Origin of the sequence: Larkinella knui (assembly GCF_003858645.1) — a bacterium.
Lineage (GTDB): Bacteria > Bacteroidota > Bacteroidia > Cytophagales > Spirosomataceae > Larkinella > Larkinella knui.
Map to the genome: position 1 here is coordinate 45,030 of NZ_RQJP01000004.1, position 17,673 is coordinate 62,702.

Sequence of the window (17,673 nt, forward strand, 5' to 3'; positions counted from 1 at the left end):
TACGGTCTCTCTATGAAAAGGTTTCTACTTCTGCTTAGCTGGGTAATCCTGAACCTGTTAGCGGTTTCGGATGCGCTGGCCACCCACGTCCGGGCGGGTGAAATTACCACCCGGCGGATTTCGTCTACGGCGCTGACGTATGAAATTACGTTAACGGTTTATTTTGACATGTCGCCGGGTCCAAATGGAGGATTACAGGCGGCACTCGCTCAACGGGATGTGAATTTTTGTTTCGGAGTTGGTCAGCAGATGCGCCGGGTACCCCGGGTGGATGCCGAAACGCGAAACATCAATGCCAACACCACCATTAACATTTACCGGACCACCTATACCTATCCCGGACCGGGCACCTACGACATCAGTTGCACCATCACCAACCGAAATGAAGGCACCCGTAATATTCCGACTTCCGTTTTAACGAGCTTTAAATTACGGACAACCATCGTGGTAAATGCCGGTTTGGGACTCAATGGTACACCGGTTTTACTGAATCCTCCCCTGGACTCGGCCCGCGTTGGACAGAAATGGTGCCACAACCCGGCGGCTTTCGATGCCGACGGCGATAGCCTGGCCTACCGGCTTTATACGCCCTCCGGGAAACTGAACGAGACTGACGATGCTTCCTGCGACTTGGGTTTTGTCGCCGGTTATGCTGATCCGACGTCGATTGGCCTTAATCGGGTCAATGAAGCCAATACCGGCCCGTCTACCTTGACCGTCAATCCGATAACCGGTGATGTTTGCTGGGATGCACCCGCCGAAGTGGGCCAGTACAACATCGCCTTTATTGTGGAAGAATGGCGTGATGGCGTCAAAATCGGGGAGATTGTCCGGGATGTTCAGATTATCGTTACGCCTTCCATCAACAAACGTCCGGAACTGAAGGTGCCTCAGGATCTCTGCGTGGAAGCCGGTACACTCATCAACCAGACCATAACGGCCACCGACCCCGACGGAAACCGGCTCGAACTGACCGGCTACGGCGGTCCTTTCAACAAAGGTCCCAACAACGCTACTATTCAGTTGGTCGCTCCGCCAGCCGCCACCTTGACGCCATCGGGTATTCAGAACAACCCCGCTACGGGGACCTTCCGCTGGCAAACCAATTGTGCCCACGTCCGCGCCGAACCCTACGATGTCATTTTCCGGGTGGTCGATTTTCCGCGGGGAGCGGGCCAAACCCAGTTGGCCACGCTTGAATCCTTCCGCATCAAGATTTACGCGCCCAAACCCCAGGGACTGACCGCCCGCCCAGCCGCCGATGCCGCCGGACGCGCCATCATCCTCAACTGGACTGCTTATGCCTGCGGGGTATCGTCCTTGCCGGAAGGCTCTCAAATGGTGATTTATCGCAAAGAAGGGTGCGATCAGGTGAATCTCGATCCTTGTACCAATCCCGGACTGGCTCCTTCAACGGGTTATGTGGAAGTAGGCCGGGTCGGTATTGGCCAGACTACGTTTACCGACAACAACAACAACCAGGGACTCAAACGGGGGGTGCAATACAGCTATCGCATCGTCGTCATGCTGCCCCGTCCCAACAACGGCCAGAGTGTGGTTTCCGAGCAGGTCTGCGTGAATTTACCCCAGCAGGTGCCCCTCATTACCCACGTCACCGTCGACAGCACCTTCGAGACCCGGGGCGTCATTACCGTCCGCTGGACCCGCCCGCCCGGCATCAATCCCAACGATGGCACCGGACCGTTCCAATACCGCCTGTTCCGGGCTACGGGGTTGACGGGCACCAACTTTACCCAGATTGCCGCCATCACGACCACCCTCCAACCCACGGTGGCCGATACGGTTTACACCGATCGCGGCCTTAATACCGTGGCCAATGCCTACCGCTACCGCATCGAGTTCTATTTCACCGAACCGGGGACGGGACAGCTCCAGCGACTGGATGTAACCGACAACGCCAGCTCGGTCCGGCTGACGGCCACCGGTGGCGTCAAGCGGGTTCAACTCAAGTGGGAAGCCAATGTGCCCTGGAGCAATGACAACCAGCAACACCGCGTTTATCGCAGTAAAACCGGTCCCAATGGCCCCTTCAACCTGGTGGCGGTGGTGCCGGTGACCACCGCGGCCAGCTACGTCTACACCGATCAGGGGGCCGATACGTATGCCGCCGATGGGGTGCAGCCGGTGAGCATGTCGGTGGATAGCAATTACTGTTACCGGGTCGAAACAGTGGGGCGGTATTCGGCTCCGCTGACGACGATACTGCTCAACAACTTCTCGCAGGGGGTCTGTGCCATGCCCATCGATACGGTCAAACCGTGTCCGCCCCAACTGGCCGTCGACACGCTCAATTGTGCGGCTCTGACGCCGGACGCGTTCTGCAACCAGACCACGTTTGCCAACAATCTGACGTGGCAAAACCCGGCAACGGGAAATTGTGATCGCAACATTGTCAAGTACAACATTTATTACACGCCCTGCGAAGGGCAGGACCCCGTGTTGCTGACGTCGGTGAATGCGTCAGCGACGACGTATCGGCACGAGAATCTGACGTCGCTGGCGGGCTGTTATCAGGTGACGGCGGTGAGTCGCAGCGGAGTGGAGAGCGCCCCCTCGAACCGGGTATGCAAAGACAATTGCCCGTATTTGATGATGCCGAACGTGTTTACGCCCAACGGCGATGGCAAGAATGATGTGTTTCAGCCCATGCAGTGTCCCCGCTTTGTGGAGTCGGCCGAGCTAACCATCATAAACCGCTGGGGCGCGAAAGTGTACGAAAGCACTACCAATGATGCGAGTTTACGCTGGGACGGCAAGAACAACCGGGGCCAGGAATTACCGGGCGGGTTATATTATTACCAGATTCAGGTGAAATTTAAACGACTGGATTGCGGGGCTCCGGCGGAAATTTACAAGGGATGGGTCGAGATTCTGAGGGAATCGGGCGGAACGGATTAAGGAAGCTGTTCCGGCTTTAAAGAATAAAATGGACACTGATGACCATCAACTGTAAACGTTTTGAGCCTTGCCTGGCTCCTTTTACAGTCGACAATCATTAGTGTCCATTTAATATTCTCTTTTATTTAATATGCGCCCGGAGCATCCAGGCGATTTTTTCGTGTTTTTCCATCAATCCGGTGATGTAATCGCTCGTTCCGGCATCCTTGTGGGCGTCGGCAAACTCATCGATATTGCCCCGGATGAATTCAATGATGCTTTCGTGGTCGGCCAGCAGCTTTTTGATCAGGCTGCGGCTGTCATTTCCGCCGGCGTCGTGCTCCGTTAAATGCGTCAGTTCCAGGAAGCTTTTCAGCGTGGCGGGGGCATAATGGCCCAACTGGCGAATCCGTTCGGCAATATCGTCCACAATCTCAGCCGATTGCTTGTATAACTCCTCAAAATACAGATGCACCGAATGAAAATCCATGCCTTCCAGATTCCAGTGGGCATTCAGGGTTTTCGTGTAAAGCACGAATTCATCGGCCAGCAGTGTCGCCAGTTGATGGGCTACGACTTCCCGGTTTTCGGCTGAAATACCAATATTTGTTTTCATCGGTTGTGTGTTTTAAACGTTAATTGAGTTGCTTAAAAGGCAATTTAGAGAAAACGCTGTTAAATCCGTTCGGCCAGATAGGCGGCTACTTCGGCCAGGCGGTTTGAGAAACCCCATTCGTTGTCGTACCAGGCGGCAACCGACAACAGATTGCCTTCTTTGGCCGTCAGCGGCAGATCGATAATCGACGAATGCGGGTCGGCCACAATGCGCGACGAAGCCCACTCCTGCTCCAGCACGTCCATCACGCCTTTCAAAGGGCCTTCCGATGCGGCTTTTCGGAACGCGTCGTTGACTTCCTGAACGGTGCAGTCTTTTTCGGTGATCAGATTCAACTCAGCGATACTGCCCGTACGCGTCGGTACGCGGTAGGCTTTGCCGGTAATTTTGAGGTCTTTCCAGATGAATTGCAAGGCCCGGGCGGCTCCCGACGACGACGGAATGATGTTCTCGGCGGCAGCCCACGAATCCCGCCGGTCTTTCATCGGCTGATCGGTCAACGACTGGGTATTGGTGTAGGAGTGCACCGTCGAAAATAAACCGTATTGAATGCCAAAATTCTCCCGAATCACTTTCACGACGGCTGCCAGCGCATTGGTCGTGCAACTGCCCATGCTGACAATGTGGTGGTTTTCAGGATCGAACGTATCCAGGTTGATGCCCTTCAGCAAAACCGCATCGCAGTCGGCCAGGGATTTACTGGGGGCACTGACGAGCACATATTTAGCGCCCCGGTCCAGGTGAACCTGCGCTCCGGCGCGGGTGGTGGCCCGGCCCGTGCAGTCAACCACCAGATCGACGCCCAGTGCCTTCCAATCCGGGACTTCCTTGGCGGAATTGATGTATGGAATGGTCCGGTCGCCAATGGTCAACTGGCCTTCACGGCCCGAAACGGGTTCAGGCCAGCGGCCATAGTTGGTATCGACCGCGAAGAGAGCGGCCAGGGTCGGCTCGTCGCGGATGTCGGAAATCGAAACGGGAACAAAGAGGTTATTGCTCAAACCAACGCGCAGAAACTGCCGCCCAATGCGACCGAATCCATACAATGCAATAGTTGCCATACGAAAGATGATTTGTTGAACAAATGAAGAACGGGCGTAAATGCCGCATGAAACCGGTACGGCAGAACGCTTCCGCTTTTTTACGACACTACAAAATAATAAGGAAGAGGAGCCTTTAAAAAGTTCAGCAGGCCTTGATAAATATACAGAGCGGGAAATAAGGCCCGCTGCGCTGTTTAACAAAAATAGCCTGTCGTCAGGACGGGTTTAAAATCGTCGTTTCTGAGTCGCCACCCCGGTTTTTCAATTATTTTTAGAAAAAAAAGGATTAAAGTTGACCCAATCGGACATTAGTATATAAATGAACCCGGTTTTAGTCACCTAAATCCTGTCATTGTTCAAGTATTCCTAAACTGACCTTTTTATCGCTGTGCCGTCTACTCACCCTCCTGTTGATTTGTGGTATGCCTTCCGCCAGGGGGACGAAGCTGCTTTTCAACAGATTTACCGGCTGTATGCGCGCGACCTGCTGAATTATGGCAACAAAGTAACCAACGATGTGCCGCTCATCGAAGATAGCATCCATGATCTGTTTATTGAACTGTGGCAGAGCCGGACCAATCTGAGCGATACGGATTCGATCCGGTTTTACCTGTTTCGGTCGCTGCGCAACAAGATCAATAAAACCCGTCACCGCGACTTGTTTTTTCAGGCTTCCGACATCGACACCATCCATACCGCCGATGAATTTGTCATTGAAAACACGCTCATCGAGCATGAGCAGCAGGAACAGGTGCATCAGCAACTTCGGAAAAGCTACGATTTGCTGACGCCACGCCAGCAGGAAGCCCTGAATCTGCGGTTTTACCAGCACTTCAGCAACGAAGAAATTGCCCGCATCATGGGCGTCAACTACCAGTCGGCCTGTCGGTTTATTTACTCCGCCCTGAAAACGCTTCGGGAAGCCGTCCGGATTTTTTCCTGGGGAGTTTTGTGGGTCGGGCTGGAAGGATTTTTAAAGGATATACAACCATGAATTATTATCAATTCAGCACGGAGGATCTGGCGGCTGACGATTACTTCAAGGAGTGGGTCAGCTCGCCCGGTCCCGAAACGGAGGCTTTCTGGACCGAATTTCTGCGGGAGTATCCGGAACGGTACTACCAGGTGGCCGAAGCCCGGCAACTGGTGGCCGGTTTGCGGGAAATCCAGCACCAGCCTGCCCTGACAGAGAACGTTGACGCCATCTGGAACCGAATCGAAACCACGCTCGAAAGTAGCCGCCCGATGCCGGTAGAGCGCTGGTTGACGGGGCCGCGGGCCTGGAAAGTGGCTGCTGCGGTTTTGCTGATTCTGGGCGTCGCCTGGGTCGGGCGTCAGCACTTGAGGAAAGTCGATTTTCCGGCTCCGGAATTGGCGCAGACCAGGGCAGAATGGGTCGAAACGCTCAATGAAGCCAGCCAGATCATGCACATTCAACTGGCGGACGGCAGCCGGGTCGATCTGCAAAAAGGCGGTCGGCTGCGCTACCGGAAAGATCTGGCGGGAGCGCAGCGGGAAGTGTATCTGACCGGCGAAGCTTTTTTTGACGTGACCAAAAATCCTAAAAAACCGTTCGTCGTGTATGCCAATGGTTTGGTAACAAAGGTGTTAGGGACCAGCTTTCGGATCAAAGCGCCGGTGGATGCGCCGACGGTGACGGTGGATGTAAAAACCGGGCGGGTGTCGGTCTATCCCAACCAGCCGAGCCGGGTCCACGATCCCGAATCGAAAGGAATGGTGTTGATGCCCAACCAGCAAGTCGTTTTTCAACGGGAAGCCGAAACGCTGAACAAACAACTCGTCGAGCGACCGCTTCCGCTCATTCCCAAAAAAGACATGCAGCGGTTTGTGTTTGAAGATGCCTCCGTCGACCGTGTTTTTACGGCCATCGAGCGGGCTTACGGGATCGATATTATTTTCGATGAAGAAGTGATGCAGTATTGCACCCTGACGATGAGCATCGACAGCGAGGATCTTTTTCAAAAACTGGATGTCATCTGCAAGGTGCTCGACGCGCGTTACAAACTGATCGATGCGCAGATCGTGATCTACAGCAAAGGCTGTCCAAAACCGGGTTAAGCATTCTACAACCTGTAAAACCGCTTCGATTTATGCCAATTCACTAAGCTTTTACCAAAAAAACATCAGCAGTGTTACGAGCACTACTGATGCCAGATTTCCCTCGATGCGCTGGGTTTGCAGTCGTCTTTTTCAGGACGAAGAGGGTCGTTTTGTCCGAAAATTTAACAAAACCTTTAAAGCTAATGAAAAAACCAATACCAATCCAAACCCTGCTATTACTCATGAAACTCTCGCTGGCACAGGTCATCCTGTCCCTAATTTTTACGGGTGTTTCGCTGGCCTACGACGCCACCGCCCAGGAGGTACTGAATAAGCGGGTAAGCTTTCGGTTTGAAAATCAGGGCTTACGCACGGTGTTGAAAGAGATCGAACACCAGACCAACATCCGGTTTGCTTTCCGCCCCCGGGAAATTCCGTTCGACCGCAAAACGACCATCATTGCATCCAACGAATCGCTGGGGGCGGTGTTGGATAAAGTGGTAAAACCGCTCAAACTTCGCTACGAAGTAATTGGTCGCCAGATCGTTATCTCGCCCATTTCGCAGCCGGCCAAGCCGGAAACCGCCCTTCCGGTAGCCGACGAAAATACCGCTCTGCTGGGTTCGGTTGAGCAACCCGTCAGCGGAACCGTCCGCGATGAAGCCGGGCTGGCGCTGCCGGGCGTGAGTGTGGTGGTGAAAGGCACCACCAAAGGCACCTCGACCGACGCCGAAGGGGCCTTTCGCCTTTCGGTGCCGGATACCAAATCGGTGCTGGTATTTTCCTATGTCGGGTTTGTAAATCAGGAAGTTGCGGTTGCTAGCCAGACCACGTTTACGATCACGATGAAGGCCGACGACAAAACCCTGAGTGAAGTCGTCGTGGTCGGGTACGGTACGCAGAAAAAAGCCGATCTGACCGGCGCCATTGCCACCATTTCGGCGGATAAACTCAAGGGCAAAGCGGCCGTTTCGTACGGCGAAGCGCTGGTGGGCCAGATGGCGGGTGTGCAGGTGCAGCAGATTAACGGCGCTCCCGGTGGCGAGGGGTTGTCGGTTCGGGTGCGGGGAACGGGGTCCATTACGGCGGGAAATACGCCCCTGTACGTGATCGACGGGTATCCGATTGAAGGCAGCGCCTTTTCGCTGGTCAATCCCTCCGATATTGAAAGTATTCAGGTTTTGAAAGATGCCTCATCCACGGCCATTTACGGGTCGCGGGGTTCCAACGGGGTTATTATTGTGACTACAAAAAAAGGCAGCATTGGTGCTCCAACCATCTCTTACAACGCATTTTACGGTATTCAGCAGGTCGCCCGACAAATAGACGTGATGAACACCCGTGAATACATTGAATTCTTTAAAGACGGCCACAACCAGGCCTGGCTGGATCGGGCACCGATGCCCGGCGATGCCCCGCATACCATCAATGATCCCAATTCCATCCGTGAAAAATATACGAACTCCGGCTTTTACGTCATTCCCGAAAGTTTCAATGATCCAAGCAAGTTTGCGGACATCAACTGGCAGGATAAAATCTTTCGAATCGCCCAGACGCAGCGGCACGAGCTTTCCATAACCGGGGGCGTTGAAAAGACGCGGTATGCGATTTCGGCAGGGTATACGAACCAGGACGGTATTCAGATCAAAACCGACTTCAAACGGTATAATTTGCGGGCGAACGTTACGTCCAACATCAGCAAAAAACTGGAAATCGGTACCACGATCAGCGCCTATTATTCCGAAAACAACAACGTCGATGATGGGAAAGACAGCCCGCTGGCCTATGCGGTTTATCTGCCCCCGATTTATCCGCTCAGAAATGCCGATGGCACCTACGGTTCGCAGGTCCGGAACCCCGAAATCTGGGCGGGCGACGTCGCTAACCCGGTCGGTATTGCCGAAAATGTGACCAACTTCACCACCCGAAACGGCCTCATTGCGTCGGTGTACGGGCAGTATGAAATCATTGAAGGCCTGAAATACCGGATCAGCCTGAACGGGTCGCTGGAAAACAAGCGGTTGAAATACTACCGGCCTTCGTTTGTCGATACCGACGGTTCGCGCGCTCCCAAAACCGCTGACGCCCGGAATGAAACCTGGCTGGATCGCAACTGGCTGATCGAACATACGTTGAATTACAACAAGACGCTGTTCAGCAAGCACGCCATTGGTTTGTTAGCCGGGTATACGGCCCAGAAAACCATCGGTGAATACGCCCAGGTGATGGCCCAGAACTTTCCCAACGACGTAATCCGGACGCTGAATGCCGGGCAGATCGTGGGCGGCACGAACACGGAATTTCGCAACTCGCTGATTTCGTATTTGGGCCGGTTTACGTATTCCTACGACGAAAAATACCTGCTCACGGCCAGCATCCGGACCGACGGTTCGTCCAAGTTCGGGGCCAACAACAAATGGGGCACGTTTCCGTCGCTTTCCGTCGGCTGGCGGGTCAGTAGCGAGCCGTTCATGCAGGATATCCGGCAAATTACCGATCTGAAACTGCGGGCCAGCTGGGGGCTCGTGGGCAATAACCGCATCGGGAATTACGACGCCATTGCGCGCACCAGCTCCAATTATTACGTCCTGAACAACAACCTGGTCAACTCGGTCAATCCGATCAATTATCCGAACCCTGATTTAGGCTGGGAAAAAACCCGGCAGTGGAACCTCGGCTTCGATCTGGGCTTGCTGAACGGACGGATTCAGGTGGAAGCGGATTTCTACAACAGCCGGTCGGTCGATTTGCTGCTGAATGTGCCGGTTCCGACGCTGACCGGCTACGCCACGCAGCTTCAGAACATCGGGCAGGTGGAAAACAAGGGCATGGAGTATCTGGTGAGAACCCGCAACCTGATCGGCAAGCTGAAATGGTCGACGGATTTCAATATTTCCTTCAACAAAAACAAAGTGCTGGCGCTGGGGCCGGATCGACTGCCGATTTACGCGGGTGCGCCCAATGCCAACAACACCTTTATTACGACGATTGGGCAGCCCATTGCCACGTTTTACGGCTATCAGTACGACGGTATTTTCAAAAACCAGTCGGAACTGGATGCCGCGCCCCATTTGGCGAACGACCACCCCGGCGATCCGCGCTACGTCGACATCAACAAAGACGGCGTGATCAGTGCCGCCGACAAAACCTATCTGGGCAACAACCAGCCGAAGTTTATGTACGGTTTTAGCAATGATTTTTCCTACAACCGCTTCGACCTGAACATTCAGCTGACCGGTTCGCAGGGTGCCAAGCTGTTTAGTTTCTTCAACCGGATGGTCGGTATTTACCACGGCGACCGGAACGGCCGGGCCAAGCTGATCGATCGCTGGCGGTCGGAAAGTGATCCCGGATCGGGCGACATCCTGCGGGCCAACCGCGACCCGAAAGGCCTGCAAAAAGAACCTTCCAGCTACTGGGTGGAAGATGGCTCGTTCCTGCGCATCCGCAATGTTTCGCTGGGCTACAATTTTGCACCTGCCCTCACCCAACGCCTGCACGTCAAGGGGTTACGGGTTTACGTGACGGGGCAAAACCTGTATACCTTCACGAAATATCCGGGCTTCGATCCGGAAACGAGCAGCCAGGGCGACGGTTTGTCGCGCGGTGGTGATTACCTGGGGTATCCGGCTGCCCGCACCATCATCGCTGGACTTAATGTAAGTTTTTAATCACCTGATAGTCAATTTCTGGAACATGAAACGAATTCTTATACTGGTCCTGCTCGTTGCGGTTTCTTTCTCCTGCAAGGAGGAATTTATCGATCTTCAGCCCATTTCGGACATGAACGCGGGCGTATTTTACAAATCCGAACAGGATATGAATCAGGCGGTCATGTCGCCCTATTCGTCCCTGCGGAATGTCTACAACCAGCTTTTTATCTACATGGGCGAGGTTCGTTCGGACAATACCACGTTTTCCTGGGTGCCGGGCGATTCTAAAAACATGACGTCCATCGACAATTTCGGGGATGTGATGCTGTCCGACAATACGTTTGTGCTGAACTTCTGGAACAACGTTTACAACACCATTCTGCGGTGTAACATCGTGCTGGATAAAATCGACGCTGTATCGTTCAAGGATCCAAAACTGAAAGAACAGTATAAAGCGGAAGCCAGATTCATCCGGGCACTGATGTATTTCTGGCTGGTTCGCGTCTACGGCGATGTGCCGAAAGTTGACAAACAGTTATCGGTGTCGGAAGCCTACGCCGTCGGGCGCACGTCGACGCAGGAGGTGTATGACTTTATCGTTGAAGACTTGAAATTTGCCGAAGCCAACCTGCCGGTTTCGTATGCCGCGGTCGACAAAGGGCGCGTTACCGTAGGCGGAGCCAAAGGGCTGCTGGCGAAAGTGTACATGACGATGGCGGGCTATCCTCTGAAAAAAGGAGCATCGCATTACGCCCTGGCGGAAGCCAAAGCCCTGGAAGTGATCAGCATGCCGACCTATTCGCTGGTGCCGGATTACAAGGCCCTGTTCGATGTGAAAAATGAAAACAGCGCGGAATCGTTGTTCGAGATTCAGTATAAAAAAGGCGGAACCTCCACGGGAAGCCCCTGGAACAACGATTTTGCCCCCCGGTTTTCGAACAAGGAAGTGGTTCTGATTGGCGACAAGAGCGGTTTTAATGCCCCCACCCCGTCGATGTCGGCAGCCTACGAAACCGGCGATCCGCGCAAAACCGTATCCATGAGCGATAACTACGTGGCGGTGCCGGGTGGCAACACGGTGAACGAAAAATACGTGAAGAAATACTACGACGTTTCGTTTGCGGGTTCCGATAACGACAACAACTGGATTGAACTCCGGCTGGCGGATGTCTATCTGCTCTACGCCGAAGCCCTGGTGCGGCAGGGAAAACAATCCGAAACCGCCTTGCTGTACCTCAATAAAATTCGCCAGCGCGCCCGGAATAGTACCGGTGGTTCGGCAAGTATACTGGCTGATTATCCGCCTTTTACTTCCAGTGACGCCTTTTTGCTGGCCATCGAAAAAGAGCGCCGGGTGGAGCTGGCTTTTGAAAATCACCGCTGGTTCGACCTGGTCAGAACGGAGCGGGCCAAAGCCGTGATGTCGCAGGAGCAGAAAGAACAGAACGGATTCAATCCGGCTTCGTGGAGCGACAACATGCTGCTGTTTCCGATTCCGTTGTCGGTTATTCAATCGAATCCTGATAAAATCAAGCAAAATCCTGGCTACTGACCCGATGAAAATTCAAATCCTACGCGTGCTTTTCGCGTGCTTGCTGGCGGTGCCAACGGCGGTTTTTGCGCAGAAGGCCAATACCTTGACGCCCAAAGAGAAAAAAGAAGGCTGGGTTCTGCTGTTCGACGGCAGCAGTTCGGCGGGTTGGAAAACGCCATCCGGAAACCCGGTTCCGGCGGGGTGGGAAATCAAAAACGGTACGCTGACCGCCAAAAAAGGCGGCAAAGGCGGTGATATTATCAGTGAAAACGAGTATTCGGATTTCGACCTGACGTTCGAGTATACCATCGAACCGACCGGCAACAGTGGCGTCAAGTATTTTTATACGAAATACGACAAGGGTGGCAATCTGGGCATGGAATACCAGCTTCTGGACGACAAGCTGGCGGAGGATAACAAGAAGGAAAACCACCTGACGGGTTCCTTTTACGACGTCATACCGCCCAATGCCGCGCTGAAAAAGACCAACGAACCGGGCCAGTGGAATACCGTGCGAATCGTTTCCAATGGCAAAAAAGTGGAACACTGGCTGAATGGTGTGAAAATTCTCGAATTTACGCGGGGCAGTCAGGCGTTTACGGATGCGGTGGCGCTGAGCAAGTTCAACAAGGCGGAACCCGCTTTTGGAACGGTGGAAAAAGGCCATATTCTGTTGCAGGAGCACGGCGGTGAGGTTTCGTTTAAAAATATCAAAATCAAAGTGTTATAAGCCTTCGTATGGAAAAAAGACGCGAGTTTATTAAGAAAATAGCCGCCGGTTCGGCCAGTCTGGCCGTCGGCGGAACGGCCTTCGGATTCAGTGCCAAAAGCTACAACCGCATCATGGGCGCGAATGAACTGATTCGGGTAGCCACGATTGGCGTCAACAGCCGGGGAAACAGCATGGGCGGCACCATTGCCGGACAGAAAAACGCCGAAGTGGCCACGGTTTGCGACGTGGATGAACGCGCCATTCCCAAGGCCATCGCCACCATCAAAAAGGTTAAATCGACGGCCAGCCCCAAATCGGAAAAAGATTGCCGGAAAGTGATGGAAGACAAATCAATCGATGCGATTTACATCGCAACGCCTGACCACTGGCACGCTCCGCTGACCATTATGGGCTGTCAGGCCAATAAACACGTATACGTTGAAAAACCGCTGAGCCACAATCCGCACGAAGGCGAGCTGGCCATTGCGGCCGCCCGCAAATACAACAAGGTGGTTCAGATGGGCGCGCAACGCCGGTCGGCACCGGTTTTAACGGAAGGCATTCATCAGTTGCACAACGGTATTATCGGACGCGTGTATCTGGCTAAAGCGTGGTATACGAACAAGCGTAAGGCCACGGTTTTGAAACCGGGGACGGTTCCGTCCTGGCTGGATTACGAATTGTGGCAGGGGCCAGCTCCGCGAATGCCGTACAAAGAAGGCCTGATTCACTACGACTGGCACTGGTTCTGGCACTGGGGAACCGGCGAAGCGCTGAACAACGGCACCCACGAGGTTGATGTGGCCCGCTGGGGACTGAACGTCGATTTTCCGACACGCGTCACGTCCGTGGGTGGTCGCTACGAATTTAAAGACGACTGGGAAACGCCCGATACCCAGGTCATTACGATGGATTACCCCGGTCGCGTGTCGCTGATGTGGGAATCCCGAAGCTCGAACGGCCGCAAAATTGAAGGACTGGATCGCGGCATTATTTTCTACGGCGAAAACGGCAGTCTCGATACCGGTGGGGATAGCTACAAAGTTTATGATCTGGACGGCAAGCTGGTGAAGGACATAAAATCCGTCAGTGACGGCGAAGGCGATGTGCAGGGTCGGAACACGGCCAGCCCGAGTTTAGGCATGGACAATCTCCACGTCGCGGATTTTCTGGATGCAATCAAAAACAACCGCCGTCCGAATTGCGATGTCGAATTGGGGTATAAAAGCGTAGTGGCGATGCAATTGGGAAATATTGCCTGGCGCGTGGGTCGGGATTTGAAAATCGACCCCAAAAATGGCCACATCATCGGCGACAAAGACGCCCAAAAGCTCTGGAGCCGGGATTACGAAAAAGGCTGGGAGCCCAAAGTGTAAAATTGTATAGCCGTTAAATTGTGTCTAGCCCCCGGTTTCAACCGGGGGTTATAAACGCTAACTTAGTAGCTTCTAACAACCGTTTTAACGGTTTATAAACGGTTCGGTTGCCAGCGTTGCCGTCGTTTTTCCCGCCCCCGTTGAAACCGGGGGCGGCTGGCGTTGCAATCGACTATTCGGGAATCAGGGCGTATTGATCAATCGTGTTACCGGTTTTGCGGCTTTCCGCCGTGCGTTGCAATTCGAGCGACAAACCGTCGGGTTCGGCTAGAATATAGTATTCAATAATGCCGCCGGTATTGGTTGGTTTTGGTGTCAGATTACTCAGGATCAGGCGCTTGTTATCCGTCGAAACTGTCCAGATTCCCGTAACGAGCCGACCGTCGATGTCAATTAAACTCACCTTGTCAGCCTGGCTCAGATCGAGCCGGAAGCGGGTATAACCCGGTTTAATGTTCGTAGGCGCTCCCAGCGTAAACACCAGCAAATCCGCTTCCTTGACGGTATTGGCCTTCCAGACTTTTGCCAGCCGATCGGTGACGGGTGCCAGTGGTTTCACCCGGCAACTCGCCAGGCTCATTAGAAGGAAAATGAGCAAAAAATAGCGTTGTTTTTTCATGGCAAAAGAAACCGTTTGGTGAGCGAACGTCCGTCGGCGACGAGGGAAATCAGATATATACCGGCGGGTAGCCGATCGAGCGAATACGTCCAGACATCGGCGGGATGCACCTTGCGGGAATCGGTCAAAACGACCTGTCCCGTCATGGTAAGCAGCTGAATCGAGGTCTGCGTAGGCTGAAACCAGTTGGTGTTCACCTGCAAGGTTTTCTGGTTGACGGAAAAGAACGTGTGCGTCGCCCATTCATCCTCTACGGCAATGATAATTTCTTCGATCCGCACGTTGGCAACATTGGAGTACCCCGATTTTCCCGCCGTATTGACCGCCCGAATGCGGTAATAATAGGTTGTAAACTCCTGTAAGCCAACGTCCAGGTAATTGGTTTGGGCGGCTGGCTGCTGCGCAATCTCCGTAAATCCGGCGTTCGGATCGGTAGACCGTTCGACCACCACCGTAACCGCACTGTTCGACACCGCGGGCCAGGTTAGCTTCACCTGGTCGTAGTCGGCCAATTGTGCCACCAAAGTTCCGGGAATCGCCGGAGGAGCCAGGGGCGTTGTGGCGCAAACCGCGTCGGTGAAGCCCGAAACGCCGGCTGCATTTTTGGCCCGAACCCGGTAGCAGTACGCGGTATTGTCTGTCCGGTTTTTATCTTCGTAGGTTGTGGCGTTGGCGGGAACATCGGCAATTTTGGAAAACGAACCCGTCGCACTACTCCCCCGCTCGATCTCAAAACCGCTTTCGTTGTTCGATAAATCGGCCCAGGCCAGGTTAATCTGGGTCGGCGCAACGGCGGTGGCGGTCAGTCGGGTGGGCGCGGCTGGTGGCACGTTGGGTGTGGTGACACAGGCCGTGTTGGAATAATCGGACGCGCCAATCGCATTTTTGGCCCGAATCCGGTAACAATACGGTTCCGCGGGCGTCAGGCCCCGATCTTCGTAAGTTGTTCCGTTGGCCGCCACGTCCGCCAGTTTGTTAAACGTCCCGGTTTCACTCCTGCCGCGCTCAATCTCGAAGCCGGTTTCGTTGCCCGATAAATCGCCCCAACTGAGCGTGACACTGACCGCCGATGTCGCCGTAGCCGTTAGCCGGGCGGGCGCAACGGGTGCCACATCGGGCGTCGTGGCATCGGCTACGTTGGAAAAAACCGACTGACCTGCCGGATTGGTAGCCTGAATGCGGTAAAAATACTTCGTAATGGGTTTCAGACCGGTATTCTGAAACGCCGTTGCGTTCGCTGGTGCCTCGCCAACCTTCGTCCAATCGCTGGTTCCGTTGTCACTGCGCTCGATCACAAAACCGCTTTCATTGTCCGACAAGTCAGCCCAGACCAGGTTAATCTGCGTGGCCGATACTGCCGTGGCTGTCAGCCGGGCGGGCGCCGTTGGTGGTGTCAGCGGCTTGTCCTGCGTCGTGGCGTCGGCAGTAGTGGAATAGCCGGACTCGCCAACGGCATTGGTAGCCTTGATCCGGTAAAAATACTTTGTCGCTGCGTTCAGACCGGTATTTTGATACGTCGTGGCGTTGGCGGGGAGATCGGCAATTTTCTTCCAGGTGGCTCCGTCGGGACTTTGTTCCAACTGAAAACCGGTTTCATTATCCGACACGTCGGCCCACTGCAAATTAATCTGGCTAGGCGAAACCGACGTGGCCGTCAACCGGGCCGGGGCTGCGGGCGGACCGTCGGGCGTCGTCGCATCCGCCACGTTGGAATAGGTCGATGGACCGGCCGCGTTTTTAGCCAGAATCCGGTAATAGTATTTGGTACGCGGTTGCAGGTTCTGATCGCTAAACGATGTGGCATTGGCACTAACATCCGCGATTTTTTGGAAAGAGACGCCATCCGTTGAGCGTTCCAGTTCAAAACCGCTTTCGGTATCGGCGTTGTCGGTCCAGGTCAGGTTGATCTGCGAAAACGAAACCGCCGTTGCCGCCAGATTGCTCGCCGGACGCGGAACGGTAAGGGCGGGCGCGGGCGTCGTTACGCAGGCTTCGTTCCCAAAATCCGATTGCGGAGCACTGTAGCGTCGGACCCGGTAACAGTATTTCGTATTGGGTGTCCGGTTGGGGTCAGAAAAGGCCCCGGTTCCGTTCGCGTCGACCTGCGCATTGCCAAGCGTCTCGTAATTTCCGCCGGATGCATTGGCCCGTTGCACTTCGTAATAATCACCTGATTTTGAGTTGGGTGCCGTCCAGCTCAGATTAACCTGCGTGGGCGACACCGCCGTTGCCACCAGGTTCGTCGGCGCACCCGGCGGAGCCGCCTGGGTCGTGGCGTCAGCTACGTCGGAAAACAACGAAGTCCCGGCGGTATTGACGGCCCGAATGCGGTAATAATACTTTTTAGACGCGCTCAGGCCGGTATTCTCGTACTTGGTGGTGTTCGCTGGCAAATCGGCAATTTTAGACCAGCTAGTGCCATCGGGACTTTGTTCGAGCTGAAAACCGTTTTCATTATCCGACACATCGGCCCATTGCAGATTAATCTGGCTGGGCGACACCGCCGTAGCCGTCAGCCGCGCCGGGGCGTTGGGCTTCGTAGGGGGCAGAGCCTGCGTGGTGGCACAGACGATGCTGGAATACGGAGCGGGTTCGTATGTCACCAGCATGACCCGGTAGCAATACTCCGTTCCCGGCGTCAGGTTGTTGTCCGTATAGCCCACCGGCGTGGTGGCAATTCGTTCAAATCGACCCGACTGACCGATTCGCCGTTCGAGGTAATAAGCGGCTTCTTTACCAATGTCCGTCCAGGTCAATTCAATGGATGTCGTGTTTTTTGCGCTTGCTTTCAGGTCGTTTACCGTGGAGGTGGGCACGGGCAGGGTCGTTGCGTCGGCGGTATTGGAGTTGGTGGTTGGGCCGCCCCGCAAACTTGCCCGGATTCGGTAATAATACCGGGTGGTGGGCTTCAAACCGGTGCTTTGGTAGGATGTGGCGTTGGCGTCGGCATCGGCCAGTTTGGAAAACGACCGGTTATCGGTGCTGATCTCGATTTCAAAGCCCGATTCGCCGGTGCTGTTGTCTTTCCAGGTCAGATTGATCTGGCTGCTGGACTGGGCCGAAGCCGCCAGATTGGACGGAGCGTTGTTGGTCTGGGCCAAAACGGACGTGAAGGCCAGCCACCAACCCAAAACGGCAGCGATGTGTTGTTTTTTCATGAG

General features: G+C 54.3%; 11 protein-coding genes. 7 read left to right on the forward strand and 4 right to left on the reverse strand.

Features of this window, described 5'->3' with window-relative positions; translation table 11 throughout:
- Positions 1-12 precede the first annotated feature (12 nt).
- Positions 13-2,919 carry a T9SS type B sorting domain-containing protein gene (locus EHT87_RS18675; protein WP_229321175.1) on the forward strand — a complete coding sequence of 969 codons (2,907 nt, stop codon included), beginning with the start codon at positions 13-15 and terminating at the stop codon, positions 2,917-2,919.
- 121 nt (positions 2,920-3,040) lie between these two features.
- Here the strand turns inward: EHT87_RS18675 and EHT87_RS18680 are convergent, their stop codons facing one another.
- Together EHT87_RS18680 and EHT87_RS18685 are read right to left on the reverse strand one after the other, a co-directional pair.
- A complete protein-coding gene (locus EHT87_RS18680) occupies positions 3,041-3,514 on the reverse strand; it encodes a Dps family protein (RefSeq protein WP_124908190.1) in 474 nt (157 codons plus the stop codon).
- 59 nt (positions 3,515-3,573) lie between these two features.
- Positions 3,574-4,575: a type I glyceraldehyde-3-phosphate dehydrogenase gene (locus EHT87_RS18685; RefSeq protein WP_124908191.1), complete on the reverse strand. Its 1,002-nt coding sequence runs from the start codon at positions 4,573-4,575 to the stop codon at positions 3,574-3,576.
- 370 nt (positions 4,576-4,945) lie between these two features.
- On the opposite strand from EHT87_RS18685, the gene EHT87_RS18690 reads away from it, so the two are divergent.
- The 6 genes from EHT87_RS18690 (at position 4,946) to EHT87_RS18715 (ending at position 13,893) form a co-directional block, all read left to right on the forward strand.
- Positions 4,946-5,551 carry an RNA polymerase sigma factor gene (locus EHT87_RS18690; protein ID WP_124908192.1) on the forward strand — a complete coding sequence of 202 codons (606 nt, stop codon included), beginning with the start codon at positions 4,946-4,948 and terminating at the stop codon, positions 5,549-5,551.
- Positions 5,548-6,636 carry a FecR family protein gene (locus EHT87_RS18695; RefSeq protein ID WP_124908193.1) on the forward strand — a complete coding sequence of 363 codons (1,089 nt, stop codon included), beginning with the start codon at positions 5,548-5,550 and terminating at the stop codon, positions 6,634-6,636. Before EHT87_RS18690 ends, EHT87_RS18695 begins: the two co-directional genes overlap by 4 nt.
- Positions 6,637-6,821: 185 nt before the next feature.
- On the forward strand, positions 6,822-10,289 hold the full coding sequence (locus EHT87_RS18700; protein WP_124908194.1) for a SusC/RagA family TonB-linked outer membrane protein: 3,468 nt from the start codon (positions 6,822-6,824) through the stop codon (positions 10,287-10,289).
- A 25-nt stretch (positions 10,290-10,314) separates the two neighbouring features.
- Positions 10,315-11,823 (forward strand): RagB/SusD family nutrient uptake outer membrane protein, encoded by a 1,509-nt coding sequence (locus tag EHT87_RS18705; RefSeq protein WP_124908195.1) that lies wholly within the window; start codon positions 10,315-10,317, stop codon positions 11,821-11,823.
- 4 nt (positions 11,824-11,827) lie between these two features.
- Positions 11,828-12,535: a 3-keto-disaccharide hydrolase gene (locus EHT87_RS18710; protein ID WP_124908196.1), complete on the forward strand. Its 708-nt coding sequence runs from the start codon at positions 11,828-11,830 to the stop codon at positions 12,533-12,535.
- Positions 12,536-12,543: 8 nt separating this feature from the next.
- Positions 12,544-13,893 (forward strand): Gfo/Idh/MocA family protein, encoded by a 1,350-nt coding sequence (locus EHT87_RS18715; protein ID WP_124908197.1) that lies wholly within the window; start codon positions 12,544-12,546, stop codon positions 13,891-13,893.
- A gap of 172 nt (positions 13,894-14,065) precedes the next feature.
- Here the strand turns inward: EHT87_RS18715 and EHT87_RS18720 are convergent, their stop codons facing one another.
- Positions 14,066-14,512, reverse strand: coding sequence for a hypothetical protein (locus EHT87_RS18720; RefSeq protein WP_124908198.1), 447 nt, complete (start codon positions 14,510-14,512; stop codon positions 14,066-14,068).
- Positions 14,509-17,670, reverse strand: coding sequence for a fibronectin type III domain-containing protein (locus EHT87_RS18725; RefSeq protein ID WP_124908199.1), 3,162 nt, complete (start codon positions 17,668-17,670; stop codon positions 14,509-14,511). The genes EHT87_RS18720 and EHT87_RS18725 overlap by 4 nt, the downstream gene beginning before the upstream one ends.
- Positions 17,671-17,673: the final 3 nt, after the last annotated feature.